Source organism: Micromonospora sp. C41 (genome assembly GCF_018070485.1).
In the GTDB taxonomy this organism is placed as follows: domain Bacteria; phylum Actinomycetota; class Actinomycetes; order Mycobacteriales; family Micromonosporaceae; genus Micromonospora; species Micromonospora chalcea.
This window is the reverse complement of sequence record NZ_JAGPXP010000015.1, coordinates 109,799-130,115: the sequence shown is the minus strand read 5'-3', so window position 1 is coordinate 130,115 and position 20,317 is coordinate 109,799. Positions and strand designations below refer to the sequence as shown.

General features: G+C 70.5%; 17 protein-coding genes and 1 pseudogene. 13 read left to right on the top strand and 5 right to left on the bottom strand.

What is annotated here, in order from left to right:
* Nucleotides 1–2: 2 nt before the first annotated feature.
* From KBX43_RS17995 to KBX43_RS17950, 10 genes are all read left to right on the top strand, one after another.
* On the top strand, nt 3–290 hold the full coding sequence (locus KBX43_RS17995; RefSeq protein WP_043325403.1) for a EutN/CcmL family microcompartment protein: 288 nt from the start codon (nt 3–5) through the stop codon (nt 288–290).
* Nucleotide 291: 1 nt separating this feature from the next.
* Complete coding sequence (locus KBX43_RS31600) at nt 292–813, top strand: BMC domain-containing protein (RefSeq protein WP_307851550.1); 522 nt, start codon at nt 292–294, stop codon at nt 811–813.
* A 1-nt stretch (nt 814) separates the two neighbouring features.
* Nucleotides 815–1,621, top strand: a complete 807-nt coding sequence (locus KBX43_RS17985; RefSeq protein WP_210885697.1) for an alpha/beta fold hydrolase — start codon at nt 815–817, stop codon at nt 1,619–1,621.
* Entirely contained in the window at nt 1,618–3,039 is a 1,422-nt protein-coding gene (locus KBX43_RS17980; protein WP_073827215.1) for an FAD-dependent oxidoreductase, read from the top strand. The genes KBX43_RS17985 and KBX43_RS17980 overlap by 4 nt, the downstream gene beginning before the upstream one ends.
* 155 nt (nt 3,040–3,194) lie before the next feature.
* Nucleotides 3,195–4,406 (top strand): CaiB/BaiF CoA-transferase family protein, encoded by a 1,212-nt coding sequence (locus KBX43_RS17975; protein ID WP_043330443.1) that lies wholly within the window; start codon nt 3,195–3,197, stop codon nt 4,404–4,406.
* An 11-nt stretch (nt 4,407–4,417) separates the two neighbouring features.
* Nucleotides 4,418–5,053 carry an isochorismatase family protein gene (locus tag KBX43_RS17970; protein WP_210885695.1) on the top strand — a complete coding sequence of 212 codons (636 nt, stop codon included), beginning with the start codon at nt 4,418–4,420 and terminating at the stop codon, nt 5,051–5,053.
* Nucleotides 5,053–6,066: an ABC transporter permease gene (locus KBX43_RS17965; protein WP_210885683.1), complete on the top strand. Its 1,014-nt coding sequence runs from the start codon at nt 5,053–5,055 to the stop codon at nt 6,064–6,066. Before KBX43_RS17970 ends, KBX43_RS17965 begins: the two co-directional genes overlap by 1 nt.
* Nucleotides 6,059–6,925, top strand: coding sequence for an ABC transporter permease (locus KBX43_RS17960; RefSeq protein WP_073827217.1), 867 nt, complete (start codon nt 6,059–6,061; stop codon nt 6,923–6,925). The genes KBX43_RS17965 and KBX43_RS17960 overlap by 8 nt, the downstream gene beginning before the upstream one ends.
* Nucleotides 6,922–7,953 (top strand): ABC transporter ATP-binding protein, encoded by a 1,032-nt coding sequence (locus tag KBX43_RS17955; RefSeq protein ID WP_104114752.1) that lies wholly within the window; start codon nt 6,922–6,924, stop codon nt 7,951–7,953. The genes KBX43_RS17960 and KBX43_RS17955 overlap by 4 nt, the downstream gene beginning before the upstream one ends.
* Nucleotides 7,950–8,909 (top strand): ABC transporter ATP-binding protein, encoded by a 960-nt coding sequence (locus tag KBX43_RS17950; RefSeq protein ID WP_209960843.1) that lies wholly within the window; start codon nt 7,950–7,952, stop codon nt 8,907–8,909. Before KBX43_RS17955 ends, KBX43_RS17950 begins: the two co-directional genes overlap by 4 nt.
* Nucleotides 8,910–8,989: 80 nt before the next feature.
* Here the strand turns inward: KBX43_RS17950 and KBX43_RS17945 are convergent, their stop codons facing one another.
* Nucleotides 8,990–9,646 (bottom strand): GntR family transcriptional regulator, encoded by a 657-nt coding sequence (locus KBX43_RS17945; protein ID WP_043325395.1) that lies wholly within the window; start codon nt 9,644–9,646, stop codon nt 8,990–8,992.
* A gap of 78 nt (nt 9,647–9,724) precedes the next feature.
* Here KBX43_RS17945 and KBX43_RS17940 point away from each other — a divergent pair, with 78 nt between their 5' ends.
* Together KBX43_RS17940 and KBX43_RS17935 are read left to right on the top strand one after the other, a co-directional pair.
* The gene (locus tag KBX43_RS17940; RefSeq protein ID WP_245255153.1) at nt 9,725–10,624 is read left to right on the top strand and encodes a hydroxymethylglutaryl-CoA lyase; all 900 of its coding nucleotides are present in this window, start codon (nt 9,725–9,727) and stop codon (nt 10,622–10,624) included.
* A gap of 353 nt (nt 10,625–10,977) precedes the next feature.
* Nucleotides 10,978–11,697 (top strand): annotated as a pseudogene (locus KBX43_RS17935) (hypothetical protein); the annotation flags it as partial.
* A 56-nt stretch (nt 11,698–11,753) separates the two neighbouring features.
* On the opposite strand, the gene KBX43_RS17930 reads toward KBX43_RS17935, so the two are convergent.
* Both KBX43_RS17930 and KBX43_RS17925 read right to left on the bottom strand, forming a co-directional pair.
* The gene (locus KBX43_RS17930; RefSeq protein ID WP_209960845.1) at nt 11,754–12,410 is read right to left on the bottom strand and encodes a response regulator transcription factor; all 657 of its coding nucleotides are present in this window, start codon (nt 12,408–12,410) and stop codon (nt 11,754–11,756) included.
* Nucleotides 12,407–13,453 carry a histidine kinase gene (locus KBX43_RS17925; protein WP_307851549.1) on the bottom strand — a complete coding sequence of 349 codons (1,047 nt, stop codon included), beginning with the start codon at nt 13,451–13,453 and terminating at the stop codon, nt 12,407–12,409. Before KBX43_RS17925 ends, KBX43_RS17930 begins: the two co-directional genes overlap by 4 nt.
* Before the next feature lie 274 nt (nt 13,454–13,727).
* Between KBX43_RS17925 and KBX43_RS17920 the strand changes: the two genes are divergently transcribed.
* Nucleotides 13,728–14,204: a DUF6326 family protein gene (locus KBX43_RS17920; protein ID WP_209960849.1), complete on the top strand. Its 477-nt coding sequence runs from the start codon at nt 13,728–13,730 to the stop codon at nt 14,202–14,204.
* A 256-nt stretch (nt 14,205–14,460) separates the two neighbouring features.
* Here the strand turns inward: KBX43_RS17920 and KBX43_RS17915 are convergent, their stop codons facing one another.
* Nucleotides 14,461–14,997, bottom strand: a complete 537-nt coding sequence (locus tag KBX43_RS17915) for an RICIN domain-containing protein (RefSeq protein WP_209960850.1) — start codon at nt 14,995–14,997, stop codon at nt 14,461–14,463.
* A gap of 415 nt (nt 14,998–15,412) precedes the next feature.
* Entirely contained in the window at nt 15,413–20,194 is a 4,782-nt protein-coding gene (locus KBX43_RS17910) for a GDSL-type esterase/lipase family protein (RefSeq protein WP_210885680.1), read from the bottom strand.
* Nucleotides 20,195–20,317: the final 123 nt, after the last annotated feature.

Sequence of the window (20,317 nt, the reverse complement as noted above, 5' to 3'; positions counted from 1 at the left end):
GCATGCGTGTCGCCCGCGTGATCGGCTCGGTGGTCAGCACCGTCAAGTCGGAGGCGCTGACCGGGGCCAAGCTGCTCGTCGTCGCGCCGCTGGGCGATGCGCCCGCCGGAGAGCCCTACGTCGCCGTCGACACCGTCGGCGCCGGCAGGGGAGAGGTCGTCCTGGTCGCCACGGGTGGCGCCGCGCGGCTGGCGCTGCGGCAACCCGGTCAGGCGCCCGTGGACTCCAGCATCGTCGCGATCGTCGACCGGCTGGAGACCGAGGCGTGGCTCAACTACGTGAAGGACTGACGTGGATCTGTGGGATGCGGGTGCGCTCGGCATGGTCGAGACACAAGGGCTGACCGCCTCGATCGTCGCCGTCGACGTGATGGGCAAGGCGGCCGAGGTACGGCTGATCGGCGTGCAACGCATCGGCGATGGAATTGTCACGGTCTCCCTCGTCGGCGACATGGCCTCGGTCACGTCCGCGGTGGAGAGCGCCCGGCAGGCCGTGGCTGCGATCGGCGGGACTGTCGTGACGACCGTGATCGGTCGACCGACCGTGCCGACGGACCTGCTGCGTGAGCCCCGGACAGGCGGGGCGCCGAAGCCACCGGCCACCGCTCCACCGTCCGCCGCGGCCGGGGCCGAGTTGGAGCCCGGACCCGCCACGGCGCCGCCCGCCGTGCCCGCCCGCCGATCGGCCGAAAAGGCCGGCGGGAGCCCCACCCGGCGCGCCGCGCGCTCGACCGCCCCGAAACGGCGTCCGCCCGCCGCCGGGCCGTACGAGCCACCACCCGAACCCCCCGCCCCCCGAGCCCGAGGAAAGTGACATGCGCGGATACGTCGGCCCGCCCGGCGGGCAGATCCACTACCGCACCGCCGGCACCGGCGGGCCTGCCCTGGTGCTGTTCCACGAGTCGCCGCAGGCATCGAATGTCTTCGCCCCGGCCCTGCCCGCCCTTGGCCGCACACTGCGCGCCTTCGCCTTCGACACCCCCGGGTACGGGCTGTCCGACCCGCCCCGCGACCCACTGGAGATCCCCGGCTACGCGCGCCTGCTGCTCGACGCCGTCGACGCCCTCGGTATCACCGAGTTCGCCGTCGCCGGACAGCACACCGGAGCCTCGCTGGCCCTGGCGGTCGCCCAACTCGCCGGGCCGGACCGGGTCACTCACGCCATCCTGTCGGGGCTGGTGCTGGACCAGGCCGAGCGGGAGCGCCTCGGCGCCTCCTGGGCGCCGGACAAGCCGATCGACCCGGCCGGCCGGCACCTGCAGGATCTCTGGGCCCGCTACCTCGACATCTGGGAGGGGCCTCCGGAGTTGGTGAACCTCGCGGTGGCCAACATCGCCTCGGTCTTCGAACGGTACAACTGGGCGTACCGGGCCGCGTTCGCCTACGACCCGACCGAGCCGCTGCGCGCCCTGCCCTGCCCGGTGCTGCTGCTGACCGCCGCCCGGGACATGTTGGCCGACGGCGACGCGTTGGCGCAGGCAATCCGTCCGGACGCCGTCGCCGTGCGGCTGACCGACACCACCGGCCAGTTGCCCTGGCGGGTGCCCGAGGAGTTCGCCGCGGTGCTGTCGTCCTTCGTCACCACGGGCCGGCTGGGATCCGACCGGGCAAGCGCGCGATGAGCGGCGAGGTCGACCTGCTGGTGATCGGGGCCGGCACCGCCGGCCTGCCCTGCGCGATCGAGGCGGCGCGGGCCGGGCTCCGCGTCGAGCTGGTCGACGGGGGCACCGACATCGGTGGCACGCTGAGTGTCTCGGCCGGGCACATGAGCGCCGCGGGCACCCGCCGGCAGCGCCAGGCGGGTATCGACGACGACCCGGACCGGCACTACGCCGACGTGCTGCGCATCGGTCATCACCGCGGCGACCCGGCGCTGATCCGGCTGGCGGTCGACGAGGCGGCCGGCGTCGTGGACTGGCTCGACGAGCATGGTTTCCCGTTCGCCCCGGGCACACCTGTGGTCTACCACGGGCACTCCCCGTACTCCCGGCCGCGGACCTACTGGGGGATCGGGCACGGTCGGTCGATCCGAGAGACGCTGCGTCCACTGCTGGACAAGCAGGTGGCCGCGGGCCGGGTCGCCCTGCGGCTGCGCTCGCGGGCCACCCGGCTGACCAGCGCCGCAGGCACGGTCACCGGCGCGCTCCTGGACACCCCCGAGGGCCCCCGCGAGGTCCGCGCCGGGGTCACGGTGCTGGCCTGCGGCGGGTACGGCGCCAACCCGGAGCTGTTCCGCGCGCTGACCCCGGGCGGCCCTCGGCTGGTGACCAACGCGGTGCCGACCTCCACCGGCGCCGCGATCGAGATGGCCAGGCCCCTGGGGGCCGAGGTCCGCTTCGCTGATCTGCACACGCCCCGGCTCGGCCTGCTCGAACGCCGCTCCCAGCCGGGGCGGGTGGACTTCTGGTCGGAGTTGGCGCACCTCGCACCGGTCGAGCGCCCGCCCCGGGAGATCTGGGTCAACGCGGCCGGGCAACGGTTCGTCGCCGAGGACCTCGACGACGTCACCGGACACGAGCGGGCCGTGCAGGAGCAGCCGGGGGGCGAGTTCTGGATCGTCTGCGACTCCGAAGCCCTGGCGGCGGGGCCGCCTCTGGTACCGGCCTGGGGGCACGAGCGGTTCCGGGTCGAGGCGCAGCGGGGGGACGTGGCCTGGGTCGCCGACGACCTTCCTGGACTGGCCCGCCGGGCGGGCATCGACGCGCAAGGGCTGGTCGACACCGTGCGGTCCTACAACCTCGCGGTGCGGCAAGGGGTGGACCCGCTGGGCCGCCGGGCTCCCGCGCATCCCCTGGTCCGGCCGCCCTACTACGCGCTTCGCTCGGTGGCCGCGCTGCTGTGCAGCTTCGGCGGACTGGACGTGGACACCGAATTGCGGGTCCGGCGGCCCGGTGGCGCAATAGTGCCCGGGCTGTACGCCGTCGGCGAGGCCATCGGCATGGGGGCCACCAGTGGCGCGGCGTTCTGCGGGGGGATGGCGGTGACGCCGGCGCTGGCGTTCGGGCGGCTGCTCGGCCGTCGGCTGGGCGCACGGGCGTGACAGGCGTCGGGGCCGCCCGGGCCGCTTCTGTATGCAGAAACGTGGGAATGTGGGCGCGCTGGCGCGCGGCTGATCGGCCCAAACTGCTGTTGACAGCGAGTCCCGACTCCCTGTTGTATACAACGACCACTGAGTGGCTGCTATGAGAGGTGTTCATGTCTAGCGATCTGCACCATGAGGGACCGCTGCACGGCGTACGCGTGGTCGAGTTCGGCTCCCTGCTCGCGGGGCCGTTCTGCAGCCAACTCCTGGCCGACTTCGGCGCCGAGGTCATCAAGTGCGAACCCCCGCGCCAGGGCGACCCGATGCGCGAGTGGGGCCGGGAGAAGCCGTACGGCAAGTCGCTGTGGTGGCCGATCGTGGCGCGCAACAAGAAGTCCATCACCGTGGACCTGCGCACCCCCGAGGGCCAATCGGTGGCCCAGCGGCTGATCGCCCAGTGCGACGTGGTGGTGGAGAACTTCCGGCCCGGCACCATGCAGCGCTGGGGCCTGGGCTACGAGCAGATGTCCGAAACCAATCCCGGGCTGGTCATGGTCCAGGTCTCCGGCTTCGGTCAGAACGGTCCCTACTCCGCCCGCCCCGGCTACGGCTCCGTCGGCGAGGCCATGGGTGGCCTGCGCTACGTCGTCGGCGACCCGCAGACGCCGCCCAGCCGGGTCGGCATCAGCCTCGGCGACTCCCTGGCCGGCACCTTCGCCGCTCTGGGGGCCCTGCTCGCGCTGCGGGTCCGCGACCGCACCGGCCGGGGCCAGATGGTCGACTCGGCGATCTACGAGGCGGTGCTGGCGATGATGGAGTCGCTGCTGCCGGAGTACGCCCTGGCCGGTCACGTGCGCGAACGCACCGGTGCCATCCTGCCCAACATCGCCCCCTCCAACGTCTATCCCACACGCGACGACGGGCTGGTGCTCATCGCGGCCAACCAGGACACCGTCTTCCGGCGGCTGGCCGCAGCCATGGACATGGCCGAACTCGGCACCGACGAGCGCTTCGCCACGCACTCCGCCCGGGGCCGCCACCAGGTCGAACTGGACGCCATCATCGCGACCTGGTCGGCGCAGCACGACACCGAGCACCTGATGGCCACGATGGTCAAGCACGACGTCCCGGTCGGCCGGGTCTACCGCGCCCCGGAGATGCTGGAGGACGAGCACTTCGCCGCCCGGGAAGCCATCGTCCGGGTCGCCCACCCCGAGTTCGGCGAGTTCCCCATGCAGAACGTCGTACCGAGACTGTCGGCGACCCCGGGGCGGATCAAGTGGGCCGGGCCGCGGCTCGGGGAACACACCGACGAGGTGCTCACCGACATCGTCGGGTTGGAGTCCGCCGAGATCGACGCGCTGCGAACCAGCGGCGTCATCTAGGGGTGGACACGGTGGATGACCTCCAGGGCGACTACCGCAGGGCCGGCTTCGGCGGGGACCTGGGTCGCGGATCACGTCGAGCACTGCTCCTGGTCGACCTCGTCCGGGCCTACCTCGACCCGGCCTCACCGCTCTACGCCGGCGACACCGACCCACCGGCCCTGCGGGCCTGCGCCACACTGCTCGACACCGCGCGCCGCCACGGCGTGCCGGTGATCCACACCCGGGTGGAACTGAGCCCGGGCGGGGCAGACGGTGGCCTCTTCGCCCGCAAGGTGCCCGCCCTGCGGGTCTTCGAACACGGCAGCGCGTTCGCCGACGCCCCGCCGAGCCTGGCCCCGGCGCCCGGCGAGACGGTGGTGACCAAGCAGTACGCCAGCGCCTTCTTCGGCACCAGCCTGGCCAGCACCCTGCGTGTCCTGGGGGTGGACGCCCTCGTCATCGGCGGCGCGTCGACCAGCGGCTGTGTCCGGGCCAGCGCGGTGGACGCCCTGCAGCACGGCTTCGTCCCCCTCGTCGTCGCCGAGGCATGCCTGGACCGCGACCCGCGACCGCACCAGGCCGCCCTGTTCGACCTCGGTGCCAAGTACGCCGAAGTGCTGGCTCTGGACGAAGCCACGGCGCTGCTCGGACCGGGAGGTTTGTGATGCGGGTCCTCGGCTACGCCCGACGGCGGGTGCTCTTCCTGCCCGTGGGGCTGCTCTCGGTCGTCGTGCTGGCCTTCCTCCTGGTCAACGCGTTGCCGGGCAACCCGGTCGGGGTCATCGCCGGGCCGGCCGCCGGCCCGGAGGAACTGGCCGAGATCGAGCGACGCCTCGGTCTGGACCGGCCACTGTGGGAGCGGTTCGTCGACTACCTCGGCGGCCTGGTCCGCGGCGACCTCGGATCGTCGTACTACACCGACCGGCCGATCCTGTCGGAGATCCTGCGCTTCGCCCCGGCCACCCTGGAGTTGGTGATCCTCTCGCTCATCGTGGCCGCGGCGCTCGGTGTGGGCCTGGGCACCCTGGGCGCGTACCACAAGGGCAGGCTGGCCGACCGGGGCTCCCGATTTGTGGTCACCACCTTCCAGTCGATCCCCGACTTCTTCCTCGCCCTCCTGTTGATCTACCTCTGCTTCTATCTCGCCGGGTGGGCTCCCGCCCCGGTCGGCCGGCTCGGTCTGATGGACGAGCCGCCGCCAGCGGTGACCGGGGCACTGCTGGTCGACTCGCTGATCGCCGGTGACATGACGGTTTTCCGTTCGGCGGTGGCGCACTCGATGCTGCCGGTGCTGACCCTGGGCATCTACTACTCGGCGTACTTCGCCCGCAGCACCTACGCCTCACTGGTGCCCGCCCTGGAGTCCAAGCAGGTCGAATTCGCCCGGGCCTGCGGTCTGCCCGAGCGGACCGTGCTGGCCTACGCCTTCCGTCAGGCCCGCACCCCGATCCTCACCTACGGCGGCATCCTGCTGGCCGCTCTGCTCGGCGGAGCGGCGATCATCGAGACGATCTTCTCGTGGGGTGGCTTCGGGGAGTGGGCGATCGACTCCATCCTCCAGCTCGACATGCCGGCCGTGCAGGGCTTCATCCTCGCCGCCGGCCTGGGAACCCTGTTGGCCTTCACCGCACTGGACATCCTGGTCGCGGTGCTCGATCCGAGGGTGCGCTATGACTGAAACCTTGGCCGCCGATCCCACCACGGTCACCGCGCCGAAGGGTCGCAAGCCCCGCCGTGGCCGTCGCCGCCTGCGCCTGTGGGTGCCCAGCGGCATCCTCGCCGGCATGCTGGCGGCGGCCTACCTCGCGCCGCTGCCCTACGACCCGGCCGAGCCGCTGCCCGACACCCTCGCCGCACCCGACGGCGAGCACTGGATGGGCACCGACAAGTTCGGCATCGACGTCTTCAGCCGCCTGGTGGCCTCGGCCGGAGTGGACATCCCGCTGGCCCTCGCCGGCATGCTGATCTCGCTGGTGGTCGGCGTACTGCTCGGGCTGGCCGCCCTGCACCGAGGGCCGTGGGGAGAGCGCGTGGTCCGCGCGCTGGACGTCTTCCAGGCCTTCCCCCTGCTGGTCCTCGCCATCGCACTGGTCGCCCTGATGGGCAACAACATCGAGAACGTCGTGGTGGCCATCGCCATCATCAACGTCCCCCGGTTCGTCCGTCTGGTCCGCAGCGAAGGGCTGACCATCCGGGAGAGCCGCTACGTCGAGGCCGCCCACGCCATCGGCGCGACCGGGCCGCGGGTCATGTTCCGTCACGTGCTGCCGAACATGACCGGCATCATCCTGGCCCAGGCGTCGCTGGCGGTGGCCCACTCGATCGTGGTGATCGCCTCGCTGTCCTTCCTCGGCATCGGCATCAACGCCGCCGACGCCAGCTGGGGAGCGATGATCCAGACAGGAGCGCAGAACATGACGACCGGCCAGTGGTGGGTATCGGTCTTCCCCGGACTCGCCATCTTCCTGACCGTGCTCTGCTTCAACGCCATCAGCGACGAGCTGCAGGACTCCTTCGGACGGGCGAGGCAGCGATGAGCGCCCCCCGCCAGGCGCTGAGCCGCCCCACCAACACCGGCCAGGGCGCGGACCGGGAGCCCCGCCTGCTGGAGGTCAGCGGCCTCACCACCCGCTTCGACACCCCCGACGGGCTGGTACACGCGGTCAACGGCGTCGACTTCCACGTCGACCGGGCCGAGATCGTCGGTGTGGTCGGCGAAAGCGGATGCGGCAAGTCGGTGACGATCCGGTCGATTCTCGGCCTGGTCCGTCCCCCGGGGCGGGTGGTCGAGGGCACCGCCCGATTCAACGGGGTCGACCTGCTCGGTCTGCGTGCGGCCGAACTGCGCCGGCTGCGCGGCGCCGAGATCGGCTTCATCGCGCAGAACCCGTTCAGCGCGCTGAATCCGGTGATGCGCATCCACCGGCAGTTCGCCAACATCCTCGCTGCGCACGGCATCCGCTCCGACGCCATCGCCCGGGACCGGGCCCGCGACGCGCTGGCCGACGTCGGCATCGCGGGCCCGGACCGGGTCCTCGACGGTTACGCCCACCAGCTCAGCGGCGGGATGGCCCAGCGCGTCGTCATCGCCATGGCCATGCTGCTCAACCCGGCCTTCGTCATCGCCGACGAGCCGACCACGGGCCTCGACCTGACCGTGCAACGGCAGATCCTCGACCTCATCCGGGGCCTGGTCCAGCAGCACGGCCGTTCGATGCTGCTGGTCACCCACGACCTCGGCGTGGTGGCCCAGTACTGCGACCGGGTGGTCGTGATGTATGCCGGCAAGGTGATCGAGCACGGCTCGGTCCGTGACGTGCTCACCAGCCCGCAGCACCCGTACACGCAGGCGCTGGTCCGGGCCGTTCCCCGGCCGGGCCATCCGTTGGTGCACCTCACCGGGAGGCTGCCGGATCTCGTCGACTATCCGGCCGGCTGCCCCTTCCAGGCCCGCTGCCCGCACGCCTTCGAGCCCTGCGGGCAGGTGTTCCCGGAGCCGACGACCTCTGCGTCGGGCCGGACGTACTGGTGTCACCTGTCGCAGGAGAGGGAGGCCGCTCGGTGAGCCTGCTGGAGCTGACCAACGTCAGCAAGGAGTTCTCCGTCGGCGGGACCACCACGGTCTACGCCCTCGACGACGTGTCGCTGACCGTGAACGCCGGCGAGACACTGGCCGTCATCGGCGAGAGCGGGTCGGGCAAGTCGACGTTGGGCCGGCTGGCCCTACGCCTGATCGAGCCGACCCGGGGCTCGGTGCACTTCCAGGGCACCGACATGCTCGCGCTGCCCGCAGCCGGACTGCGCCAGCTGCGCGCCAAGGCGCAGATCATCTTTCAGGAACCGTTCGAGTCGCTGAACCCGCGTATGCGGGTGGCCGACATCGTCGGCGAGCCACTCGCCATCCACCAGCCGAAGACCCCGGCGGCCGACCGCCGGAGCCGGGTCGCCAGGGTCATCGAGCAGGTGGGGCTGGCACCCGAGATGGCCCGCCGATTTCCCGGTGAACTCAGCGGGGGACAGCAGCAACGGGTCGGCATCGCGCGGGCCATCGTCACCGAGCCCTCCCTGATCGTCCTCGACGAACCCACCTCCTCGCTCGACCTGTCGGTCCGCGCCCAGATCCTGCAACTCCTGGCCGACCTGCAGACCGAACTCGGCATGGGGTATCTGTTCATCTCCCATGACATCCACACCGTTCGCTACGTCAGCGACCGGATCGCGGTCATGTACCGGGGACGGGTGGTGGAGACCGGCCCGTCGGAGCGGGTGTTCGCCGACCCGCAGCACCCCTACACGCGCGCTCTGCTGGCCGCAGCGCTGCCCGTCGACCCCGACCAGGAGCTGCCGCCGGCCCGCCTGGTCGGCGACCCGGTGAGCCCGACGGAGAAGGTGAGCGGCTGCGTCCTCTACGGTCGGTGCCCGGTCGGCGAGGACCGGTGTGTACAAAACGAGGTGCGCCTGACCCCCTTCGACGCCGACCGCGCGGTGGCCTGCATCAAGCCGGGCGCACCCGGGAGCTGACCGGGCCCGGAGGCCCGTCCAGCCTCCGGGCCACCGGGCCCGGAGGCTGGACCGCGGTCGGAACGGCGCGCCCCGAGCGCTCAGAGATCCGGGTTGTCGGACATGGCGTCCAGCAGCACTCGCCGGGCGGCCAGCACGTGCGCGCGCATCGTGCTCGACGCCCATTCGGCGTCGCGGGCGCGGAGGGCTGCCACCAGGTCACGGTGGTGGGCCATGCTGCGGGCCAGCGCTTCCGGGGTGTAGAGACGGAACGCCCGAACCACGAGCGGGACCTCCACCACCGCCGAGAGCAGGGAGGTCAGTCGAGGGCTGTCGGCAGCGCCGATGACCAGACCGTGCAGTTCGGCGTTGAGGTCGGCGATGTCGTCCAGATCCTGCGGGGTCATCCGCTGCGCCCGCTGATCCATCTCGTCGCAGAGCAGGCTCAGCCTCGGCAGGCAGTCGGCGTCGATGCGCTGGGCGGCCAGGGCCGCGCCGTAGCTCTCCAGCCGGGCCCGGATCTCGTAGGTGTCCTCCAGATCGCTGAGCGACCACTCGGCCACCCGGGCCCCCCGGTTGGGCTGGAAGACGACCAGGCCCTCGGCGGTGAGCCGGCGCAGGGCCTCCCGGATCGGGGTCCGACTCACCCCGAACTGCGAGGACAACTCCACCTCGCCCAGCCGCTCCCCCGGGCGGATGGATCCGTTCAGGATCGCGCTCCGCAACGCCTCGTAGGCGTCCTGCCCGGCATTGGTCACCCGTGCCTCCGTGGTCTGAAGCGATGTCGCGACCGGTACCTTGCCGACCGCCTGCCGCTCTGAGATTGTATACAGATGATGGTGCGCGTGGTGGAAGTGTCCCCCCGGGACGGGTTGCAGAACGAGTCCGAGGTCCTCCCGACAGCGAGCAAGATCGAGCTGATCCGGCGCTGCGTCGAGGCCGGAGCGCGGCGGGTCGAGGCGGTGTCGTTCGTCCGCGCCGACCGGGTGCCCCAGATGGCCGACGCGGAAGCCGTCATGGCCGAGGTGCCGCGCCGCAGCGACGTATCGTACATCGGTCTGGTGCTCAACCGACGCGGGCTCGACCGTGCCCTCGCCGCCGGGGTGGACGAGGTGAACTGCGTCGTGGTCGCCACCGAGACGTTCAGCCGGCGAAACCAGGGCGCCTCGGTCGACACCATGGTCCAGGCCTGGTCCGACATTGCCGCAGCCGCCCACGCCGCCGGCCGTCGGGCCAGCGTCACCGTCGCTGCGGCGTTCGGCTGCCCTTTCGAGGGCGACGTCGCCCCGTCGACGGTCGGTGAGCTCGTCGCCCGGCTCGCTGAGGGCGAGCCGGACGAGATCGCTCTGGCCGACACCATCGGTGTGGGAGTGCCCGCCCAGGTGCGGCACCTGGTGGCCGCAGCCGGCGCGGCCGCGCCGGGCGTACCGCTGCGCCTGCACCTGCATGACACCCGCAACACCGCAATCGCCAACGCTCTGGCTGCTGTCGAGGCCGGCGTGAGCGTGCTCGACGCGAGCGTCGGCGGCATCGGTGGCTGCCCCTTCGCCCCGGCGGCCACCGGCAACGTCGCCACGGAGGACCTGGTCTACGCCCTGCACCGCTCCGGCCACCAGACCGGCCTCGACCCGCGTGCGGTGATCGAGACGGCGGCCTGGATCGGTGACCGGCTCGGCAAGGCCAGCCTGCCGGGTGCCCTCGGCCGGGCCGGCTGGTTCCCGGACGAGCCGGCCTGAGGTCATCGGGACCGGCTGTGGGCCGGCCCGCCCTTCACTACTCGACGCGGTCGCCGGGCGAGCGCTGTTCCGCTGGAAGTTCGACCAGGTGGACGAGGTCTTCATCCCGGCGCAGGTGCCGCCCGCACCTGTCGCCGTCGATGCGATTACGGATGAAGCGACCACCCCGGCTGCCCACGGCGCCGGGGCGGAAAGTCAGCCGGGCCGAACCCCACGCCCCGCCCCGCGCGTCACACTGCGTCAGTGGGGTGAACCGGTGACGAGTCCGAGGTCGACCGGGGTAGGTCCAAGGCCACTTCACCGAGAAGTGAGGAGCATGGGAGATCCACGTGTGAAGAGTCTAGGTACCGTCGATGGGGTGGCGGCCGGCTGATTCGCCAGGCCCCTTGAGCCGGGAGCGGCGTGGCCTGTCGCTTCGGTCTCTCGGGCAACTCGCTCACCGGAGCAAGAGCCATCTCCACAAAGTTGGAGGGCAGGGCTAAAAGCTCCGACGGTCGACACAGCCCGCCACCTGGACCGGATCCCTGACGCCGGGGGAGTGCTCGCTCGGCAGGTGGATGCGCCGATCGACCATGCCGGTCGAGGCAGGCGAGTTGCGGGCGAGAGTCGCCGCCAGTGATGTCAGCAACGACATGCTCGAACGGATCGAGCAGGGCGTCGACGACCTCGCCAGCTCCTATCCGACAATGGCCCCGGCGGATCTGTTGCCGTTGGTGCGACGGCACCTCTCCTATGTGGTGCGGTTGCTGCACTGACGGGTAACAGTTGCTCAACAGCGTCGGCTGTTGGTTGCCGGCGGTTGGTCGGCGGTGCTGCGGGCCACGGTTCACATCGACCTGCGGCAGCGAAATGCTGCGGCTGCTCAGCTGCGAGCTGCTCGTGACCTTGATTGGCGGCGAATTTGCCGCAGGTGGCGCGGGCCGTACTGGCCGATCTGGATCCGCGCGGTGACGGGAGAGCGCGGCCTCGACCTCGGACTTGCTCTCGTCGCCGCCGGTCAGCCGGACGAAGCGGTTGCGCTCGGGGCGCAGGCCGTGGCATCCGGGCGAGTGGTGCCGTCGAACTGGTGCCGACAGCTCACACCGAAGCGGTCGGCGTTGGTTCCGCGACCCGGGCCTGCGGGCGTCGGTCAGGTGCCGACGCGGCGTGTCTCGTAGGCCCACATCACGATCTCGACGCGGTTGCGGGCGTTGAGCTTGCGCATCAGGGCGGCGATGTGGGTCTTGACGGTGCTGAGGCTGATGGACAGCTCATCGCCGATCTCGCTGTTGGTCCGCCCGCGAGCGGCAGCCAGCAGAACCTGTTCTTCGCGAGCGGTCAGCGGCTCGACAGGCTCAGGTGGCACCGAGCGCGGGCGGCTGTTCGCGAAGGAGGACAGGAGCCTCGCGGTGATGTTCGGTGCGATCAGGGCGTCGCCGCGGGCCGCGGCATGGACGGCCTGGGTGAGCATCTCGGCGCCGGCGTCCTTGAGGAGGAAGCCGCGGGCGCCTGCCTTGAGCGCGCCGTAGATGTACTCATCGAGGTCGAAGGTGGTGATGACGACGACGGCCAGAGGATCGGCGACGTCGGCCCCGGCGAGCCGGCGGGTGGCTTCGATCCCGTCGACCTCGGGCATGCGGATGTCCAGCAGGCACACATCGGGACGCAGCGAACGGGCCATGGAGATCGCCCGGCGGCCGTCGGCGGCGTCGCCGACGACGGCGATGCCCGGTTGGGCGTTCAGGATCATGCAGAGCCCTGCCCTGACGATGTCCTGGTCGTCAGCGACCAGCACGCGGATGGTCATGACGTGCGCGCTGTCCGAGGCAGCGAGGCGTCGACGCTCCAGCCGCCGTCCGCGGCAGGTCCCGCCCGGAGGGTGCCGCCGAGCAGGCTCGCCCGCTCGGCCATGCCGCGCAGCCCGTAGCCGGCGTGCGAAGAGCTGGTCGTGGTCGCCTCGCCGTCATCGCGTACCCGCAGGTGCACCTGGTCGCGGGATGCGGTGACGTCGACGGTGACTCCGGTGGCGCCGCGGGCGTGGCGGGTCGCGTTGGTGACCGCCTCGGCGGCGATCAGGTAGAGGGCGGTGCCGACTGCCGGCTCAACGGCCTCGGCGTCACCGGAGACCTGCACGCGGACGCCCAGCACCTCGCCGCCGGGACGAGTGAGTCGCTCGATGTCCGCCACTCCTCGCCGAGGGGTGAGATCGGCGTCCGTACCGTCGCGCAGCACGCCCACGAGGGCTCGCATCTCCCTGAGCGTCCGGGACGCCTCTTCCTCGATGGTGACCAGGGTGGCCAGCGCGCGCTCCGGATCTGCGGCGGCCAGCGCGCGACCTGCCTGTGCCTGGACGGCGATGGCCGAGACGTGATGGCCGACCGTGTCGTGCAGCTCGCGGGCGAGTTCGTTGCGCTGGTGGAGCCGGACCTGCTCGACGTCGCGCTCGTGGCTTCTGGTGCGGTAGCGCACTGCCGCTCCGAGCGCGGCAGAGCACAGGAAGAAGCCGTAACCGGCGACCTTCTCCGCGGGTGAGGTCGACTCCGCGACGAGGGTGACGGGTAGCCAGATGAGGATGATGCCGAGTCCGAGGGCAGCCTCACGACCTGCTCCCCAGCGCAGCAGGGCGTAGGGCAACACGAGCAGCCCTGCGATGCCCAGCAGACCGGTGGCGTCGATGACCGCGATCCTCGCGATGTCGAAGAGGAGAACGGCTCCGAAGGCAACGCTTACCGCGGCCAGCGGTCGCGTGCGTCGATACAGCAGGCACGCCGCGACCACGACGCTGACACCGACCAGCAGCGGCGCCCATGCCCTGTCGTCGCGCAGCAGCATCTCGACGACCGAGATCACGACAAGAGCCGAGGACAGCGCCCAGTCCCGCCACAGACGTACCGGCGCACCTGTGGGGCGAGGCTCAGCCCAGATCCCAGCAAGCATGCTTCCCCCTTTTCCGAGAACGTAAGGGGGCCGCCCCTCGGGCGGATCAGCCGAAAGTACGGCGAGTTTCCCGCGCCCGGGGCCAGGACAGCCCGAGCCCGCAAGCGGATGTGACGCCCGCCGACGCTGGTCAGTGTGGAGACATCGAGTGAGCCGACCCGGCTGACGCCAGCAGACAGGAGACGTGATGACCAGAACCGACAGACGGGCCGGTGCGCTCCAGGAAGCGCACCTCCCGGTCCAGGCGAAGCTCGCCGCGGCCTGGGCCAGCTTCATGTTCCTCTACATTTACGTCGACTACCTCGCCCTGTACAAGCCCGGCTTCATCGACGACATCCTGGCCGGCGCCGTGCACGGGTTCGACACGGGCCCGACCTTCGTCGCCCTCGCGCTCACACTCATGGCCGTCCCGATCCTCATGATCCTGCTCTCCACGACGCTCCCCGCCCGTGTCAACCGCGCCACCAACCTCGTCGTGGCAACGCTCTACATCCCCGTCACGGCGTACAACGCGGACGGCGAGTCCTGGGCCTACCTCTACTTCTACGGCTTCTCCATCGGGCTCGAACTGCTGCTCCTGGCCTTCATCCTGCGCACCGCATGGACCTGGCCCCGGGCCGTTCGAGCCACCGCCGGCCGCGACCTCGCCCAGGTCCCGGTGTGACGCTCGAGGCACGCCCCGTCGGCGGGGATCATCCGGTGACGTCCAACGCCACCGCCTTTCGCGCGCCGGCGACCGGCATCTGAACTACGCCCCGCACGCCATGGCAACAGCCAACGAGCGACCCCGGGCCGTGACTATTACCAGCGAACGGGGAACCCCTCTGCTGCCGACGCCTTGACACAGAGAGGTGCCGTTAGCGAGACAGGCCCGAGGCCGCTGATGCGCCTCGGGCCCGACCTCATATGGAGTGGCTTCGTCAGTAGACGTTGAAGCGCTGGTTCCATTTGTTGTTGCACGTGAAGACCTGCAGCCTCGCGCCGTCGCTGTACTGAGCGTTGAGGACGTCGAGGCACAGCTCCTTGTTCCGCATGTTGTGGAGCGGGCGCCAGTTCGCGTTCTCCTGGACGGGCTCCGCGTACCACCTCTGGTTGGACGCGTGGCTGCACGACCAAGTCTGCACGCGGGTGCCATTGCCCACGGAACCGTCGGTGGCCATGTCGAGACATTTGTCGGCGATGTTGCTGTGGAACTCGTAGACATCGAAGCCGTTGTAGTAGGCGACGTGGTGGATGGTCCAGTACTGCTGGGTGTTGTAGTTCAGTCGCCACAACTGGACCGGGGTCCCGTTCGCGGCATTGCCGTTCAGCACGTCGAGCACCATCTTGGGGCCGTTCTGCGGCAGCACGCTGATGTACGTGTTGACCGCTGCGCTGGCGGGCGTGGGCATGGCGAACACGGTCGCCAACACGACGAGGCAGGCGGCAATGGCTTTGAAAACCTTTCGGGTACGCATCTTCGGCACTCCATCTCGGGTCGGGACGGTGCGGGCCTCGGCACCGCGTATGACGCCATCCTGAGACGCCCCGGCAGGCGCCGGCCAGACGTTTCAGGCTTGCCTTCAAGGTGCGGCTGGCGGTGTCGTGACGGCCGGCGACGGTCGAAGCAAGCGGAAACCTGGATATGAGTACGCGTAGGAGCGCGGTTGGGACCCTGCGACCTTGCTCGTCGCCGACACCGGTCCTCAGGCCGTCCGTACCGCCTGTCGTTCTGGGGTCACCCGGCTCGGGTGGACCGAGGCTGCCGGTGCCCTTGCCGAGGATCCGGAGTCGCGAGGGCCGATGCCGATGCCGGGCGACGGTCGCGCAGGCCCGCGGCGGATAAGCCGGTGGGATGGGCCCCGGCCACCTGACGGCGGCCGGGGCCTCGGTTCAGCAGACGTACATGGTTTTCTGGCCCACGAACGCCGCCTCGTCGGTCAGCGGTACGGTCAGATACTCCGTGCCGCTGGTCAGCAACTGGTTCTGATAGCCGGGGCTACCGACGATGTGTTCGTAGGTGCCGGTCTGCATCCGGCAGTCCTGGTGGCTGTACATCGCACCGACCATGCTGCCCTCCGCCCGGTTCTCGGCCGCGGGGATCATTAGCAGCCGGGTGCTCAGCGGAGAATTCTCCCCGCCGGTGAAGAAGTCCCAGGCGCCACCCTCCTCGGAGGTGTAGAACGGATATTCGTCGCACTGGTCTTCGGGCCGCGTCGTCGGGCAGGAGGTCTGGCCGTACGGTGCGTTCATGAACCAGCTACGGGACTTGAGCACCTTGGGCTTCTCCGTCGAGCCGTTGACGTAGCGCAGCTGCACCCAGGGCGGGTTGGCGTCGATCGCGGCGTCGTCGTTGCGGGCTGCCCCGCGGGCGTCGAAGGCGGTGGGGAACAAGATCGGTTTGGACAGGCAGGGGTTGCCGACGATCCCGCCGCGCCGGGTCAGGTCGAGGCAGCGTTCGGCGGCGAGTTTCGCCTGTTGGTCGGTGACGATCCACCTGCCCTTGTCGTCGGTCGGCGCGCGCTTCGCCGAATAGTCGAGGATGCGTTTCTTGATCGCCGCCACGTCGTCCGCCCGCGGGCGCCGGGCGTCCGCGAAGGCCGCGGTGAGCAGGTCGGCGAAGCCCTGCTGGCCGCGGGCGGTCGGGTGGAAGGTGCCGGTGCCCGGCGTCTTCTCCCCGCTGCCGTCGGTGGACGTCGAGGTGACCGCGTTCAGCCACCGGTAGCCGTCGTCGCCACCGCACGCCCACTTCTTCTGTCCGCTGTTGCCGACGCTGATCGCTGCCGTGGTGTGGATGTAGCGGATGTCCACGCCCTCGGCGCGCAGGTCGTCGACGACCCGCGCGATGGCGATGGAGATCCGACCAGCCATCGCGTTGAGGAACAGCCGGGCCTGCGAGCTGATGTTGTAGCAGGCGTTGTTGCCTTCCTCGTTGGGGAACATCTGCGGGTAGCCCACGACGAAGATCTGGGCGTTCGGGGCGGCAGTGTGGATCGCCCGGTAGGTGGCCTTCAGCTTTGCCGGCAGCCAGTCCCGAATGATCTTTGTCTGGTAGTCGCGCAGCGGTTCGGGATCGACGACCCCGTTCGACCGGGTCAGCCGGTAGTTCGGCCCAGAGCAGTCGTTGAGAGTGGCGATGCACCCGGTGAGCACGTCGGAGAACCGGGCGTCGTTGCCGCCGATCGAGATCGACACGTGCGTGGTCTCCGGGTCCAGCCAGCCCTGCTCCACCTGGGTCAGCTCGCCCCAGCGGTCGACCACCTGTCCCCAGTCGGTGTGTCCCGCCGTGTCGGAGGCGGCCGGCGGAACGTTGACCGCGTCGCGGGTGACGGCCGCGGTCGTCGCGCCCGAGCAGGCGATGAAGCCGAAGCTGCCCCAGCTGTACTTCGTCGACATCTGTTCGATGGTGTAGTGGTCGTTCGGGAAGTCCCGGACGAAGTCGCGGCCGGGATCATGCACCAGGCGGGGGTACGCGCCGGCCGTCGACCGGTGGCAGGCGTCGACGTTGGAGCCCTTCGTGCCGTTGGTTCGCCTGAGGTCGCTGTTGCGGTCGTACGGCGCCACGCCCTCGCCCGACGAGTAGGAGTCGCCCAGCGCGACGTATCGGGGCATGCCGCCGACCTCTTCGGGCACGCCGGGTGGCGACGGGCTGGGCCAGCTGAACGCCACCGCGTCGAAAATGATGCTGTCGTCTCCGGTGCCGTCCTTGGCCACGGTGGTAAGCGAGACCGAGGGCTGGCCCCGGAAGTTGAAGGTGCCCAGGTCGACCCACTTGTTCTGCTGCCAGGTCTGGTTGATCACCCGGTACCGGGTTTCGCCGTTACCCAGATCGATCGTGTACTTCGCCTGTTGCGTCCAGGCGCCGAACTCGGGCACGAACACCTGGACCCGCCGCCAGCCGGTGCCGGTGTCGTTTAGCCGCCAGGTGCCAGTGACCTTGAGGTTTCCGCCCTGGGCTGCCGGGGTCCGGGTGCTGGCTCGCCAGTAGTGGCCGCCGTATCCGCCGCCGACCTGGTGGAAATCGATCTTGGACGGGTAGGTGCCGTTGGCCACCCCCGTGAAGGAGAGCCGGAACGTACCCTGGTTCTGCAGCTGTCTGGGGCATGACCGCGGCGAGGGCGAGCCGAGCGGAACGTTGTCGACCACCTTGGCACCGGCGGCGAGGTCACCGCCGCTGTCCTGGCAGTGCGGCGGGTAGCTGATGCCGTCGCTCTCGCAGGCCGTCTGGCCGGCTGTCGTGCACCACGGGTAGCCCGGGTCGAACCGGATCTGCTCGTGGCCGCAGGTGTCGCAGACGACTCCCGGCGGCGCCTTCCACCCGACTGCGGAGTGGGCCCAGCACCTCAGGTCGTACAGGCCCGTGGTGTTCTTGTGCAGACACGGACCGGGCTTCTCGCTGCTGACGTCCGGATCGTTCGGCTGCACGGAGGCGTACGGATCGCATTGGTTGGTGCTGTCACAGAAGGTCTTCAGCGGGGGCTTGACCTTGGGCTTGTCCTCGCTCAGGTTCCACCAGGCGTAGTTGAAGCCGGGCCGCTCGACGCCCGGCGACTCGGTCGCGGAGATCGGATTGCCGGCCCAGCCGAGCACCTTCTCCGGGTACGGCCAGTTCTGCGGTGTGCGAGCGTCGTCGTACGAGGTCATGAACGGGTGCCGGAGCGGGTCGTACCTGGGGTTGATCGGGTTGTTGAGCCACCCGACGCCCCATGGGTCGGCGTCGTTCCTCTTCGGGTAGAAGCCCGAGTTGTACGCCCACACCGCGTAGAACCAGTTCTCCAGCGCGGACGGATCGGCGTTGTGCACCCGCAGCCCTGCCGCGTAGGTCTGGTTCCACTTCTCCTGCAAGATCTTCAACCCGTACGCGATGTTCGCGGTGAAGTCGAGCGCGACCGCCCGCTGGGTCTGGAACGGCAGCGAGACCTCGACCTTGTTGCCGTTGGCGTCGGTCTTCTCGTGGCCCGCCAGGCGCATGCCGTCGGTCGCCTGGGTGAGCCCGTAGCCGCAGTCGGCCTTCGTCCAGTCGATGTCCCAGTCGTCCAGCGAGGTGGCGTTGTAGATGTCGCGCCCGTAGTAGTTGCCCATCAATGGGTTCGCCGGCACGCCGGGCAGCGCGAACTTCGACGCCTGCCACATGTTGGACTCCTGGGTGATGATGCCCAGCATGATCTGCGCCGGCACCCGGCCGCCGCCGGCCAGTGGTGGCGCCGGGAACAGCGTCTGCGGCTCGTACGCCGGCATGCCGTAGCCCTTCCAGTTCGCCGGGCGCGAGGCCGCGTCATTGAGCCGGCCGAAGACCGCCTGGTCGACCGCCCACTCGACGTTGCGCGGCTTCGGCTGCACGGCCTGGTTCGCCGGGTCGTTGCGCGGCACCGAGCAGTAGCGGTCCGCCTCGACCGGTTCTTCCGAGGCATCGGCCGCGATCCGGGAGCGGGGCATGGTGGCTGCGGCCGCGGCGCCGAGCTTCGGATGGGTGGCTCGGCCGGCGATCGCCTCTGGCCCGACCACCTCGGGGCTCACCTCGAAGGTGAGCGACCTGCCGGTCCTGGTCACCGTCGCCGTGACAGCGACGTTGCGGGCCACGCTCGGGTCGCCGCCCTGGGTTCGCGGGTCGCCCGTGCCGGCCGCCTTGACCTGGGTGAGCGCCAGTTCGCCGCGGGTGGACAGCTCACTGTCGCGGGGAACGGCGATCCGGCGCACGGCGGCGGGCAGCGCGGACATGTGCGCCGGCCGTCCGGTGATGAAGGTCCGGCCGCCGTCACCGCGGGCCAGGCCGACATCGGCCGAGTGGCCGCGCGCGAGCTCCCGCACGGACCGGCCGACCGCCCGCTTCACCCGGGTCTGCTGGCCGTCGGAGTCCATGAAGATGACGCCGCCGGCTGCGTCGGGCGCCAGCCGGAATGGCACCCCGGTCGCCGCGACGGACCGGGTCACCTTGCCGGTCCTCGCCACCGAGACCAGCCCGCCGGCGGCCGCCGCGACGATGCCGTCCTTGACCGGTACGGGGGAGCTCAACTCGGTGTTCAGCAGGATCGGCTTGGACAGCGTGCGTGCCGCTGCATCCACGGTGAACAGCCGGCTCCGCGGCGCGGCGGACGTCGGGTCCTCGCGGTTCTCACCGCCGAGTTGGGAGAGCACCGCCTGCTCGCCCGCGCCACAACCGGGGTTGAAGTAGGCGAGCGACGACTGCACCGGCAGCTTGGTCACCTGGCGCGTCTTCAGGTCGACGACCGCGGTGAACCCGCCGCGGTCGAACAGCTCCGCCTTGTTGGTGAAGGTGCGGGGTGCGTACACCACGACCAGCCGGCGACCCGAGCCGGTCACGCAGGCGTTGCCGATCCACAGGTCGACGTCGAAGCCCGGCTCGGCGAGGCTGGCCGTGGTCTCCCAGGTGTAGCCGGTGGCCGCCGTGGCGGTGAGAATGTGGAAGCCGTTGGCGTCGCCGGAGGTCGTCCAGACCCGGTCCGCGGAGCCGCGCCACCCCTTGGGCAGGATCCTGTCCCGGTCGCCGGGTGCGACGCGATCGGCAGGCCCGGCCGGGCCCGCCGGGGCTGCCGTTGCCGCCGGCGCGGATGGCGGGGGCGTCGCCGGTTCGGCCCGGGCCACTGCCGACAGTGCCGGGCCGGAAAGCAGCGCAACGGCGGCCACGGCGGCCACCACCGCCTTGCCAGGCGTCAATAACATTCCTATCTTCACGGGTCTCCGTCCATTACGGGCGTAGTGCAGACAATGGAGGGACCATGTTCTGGCTGGACGCCGGCGGCAGACCACACCTTTAACCCGAGCGCGAATGGTATGCGC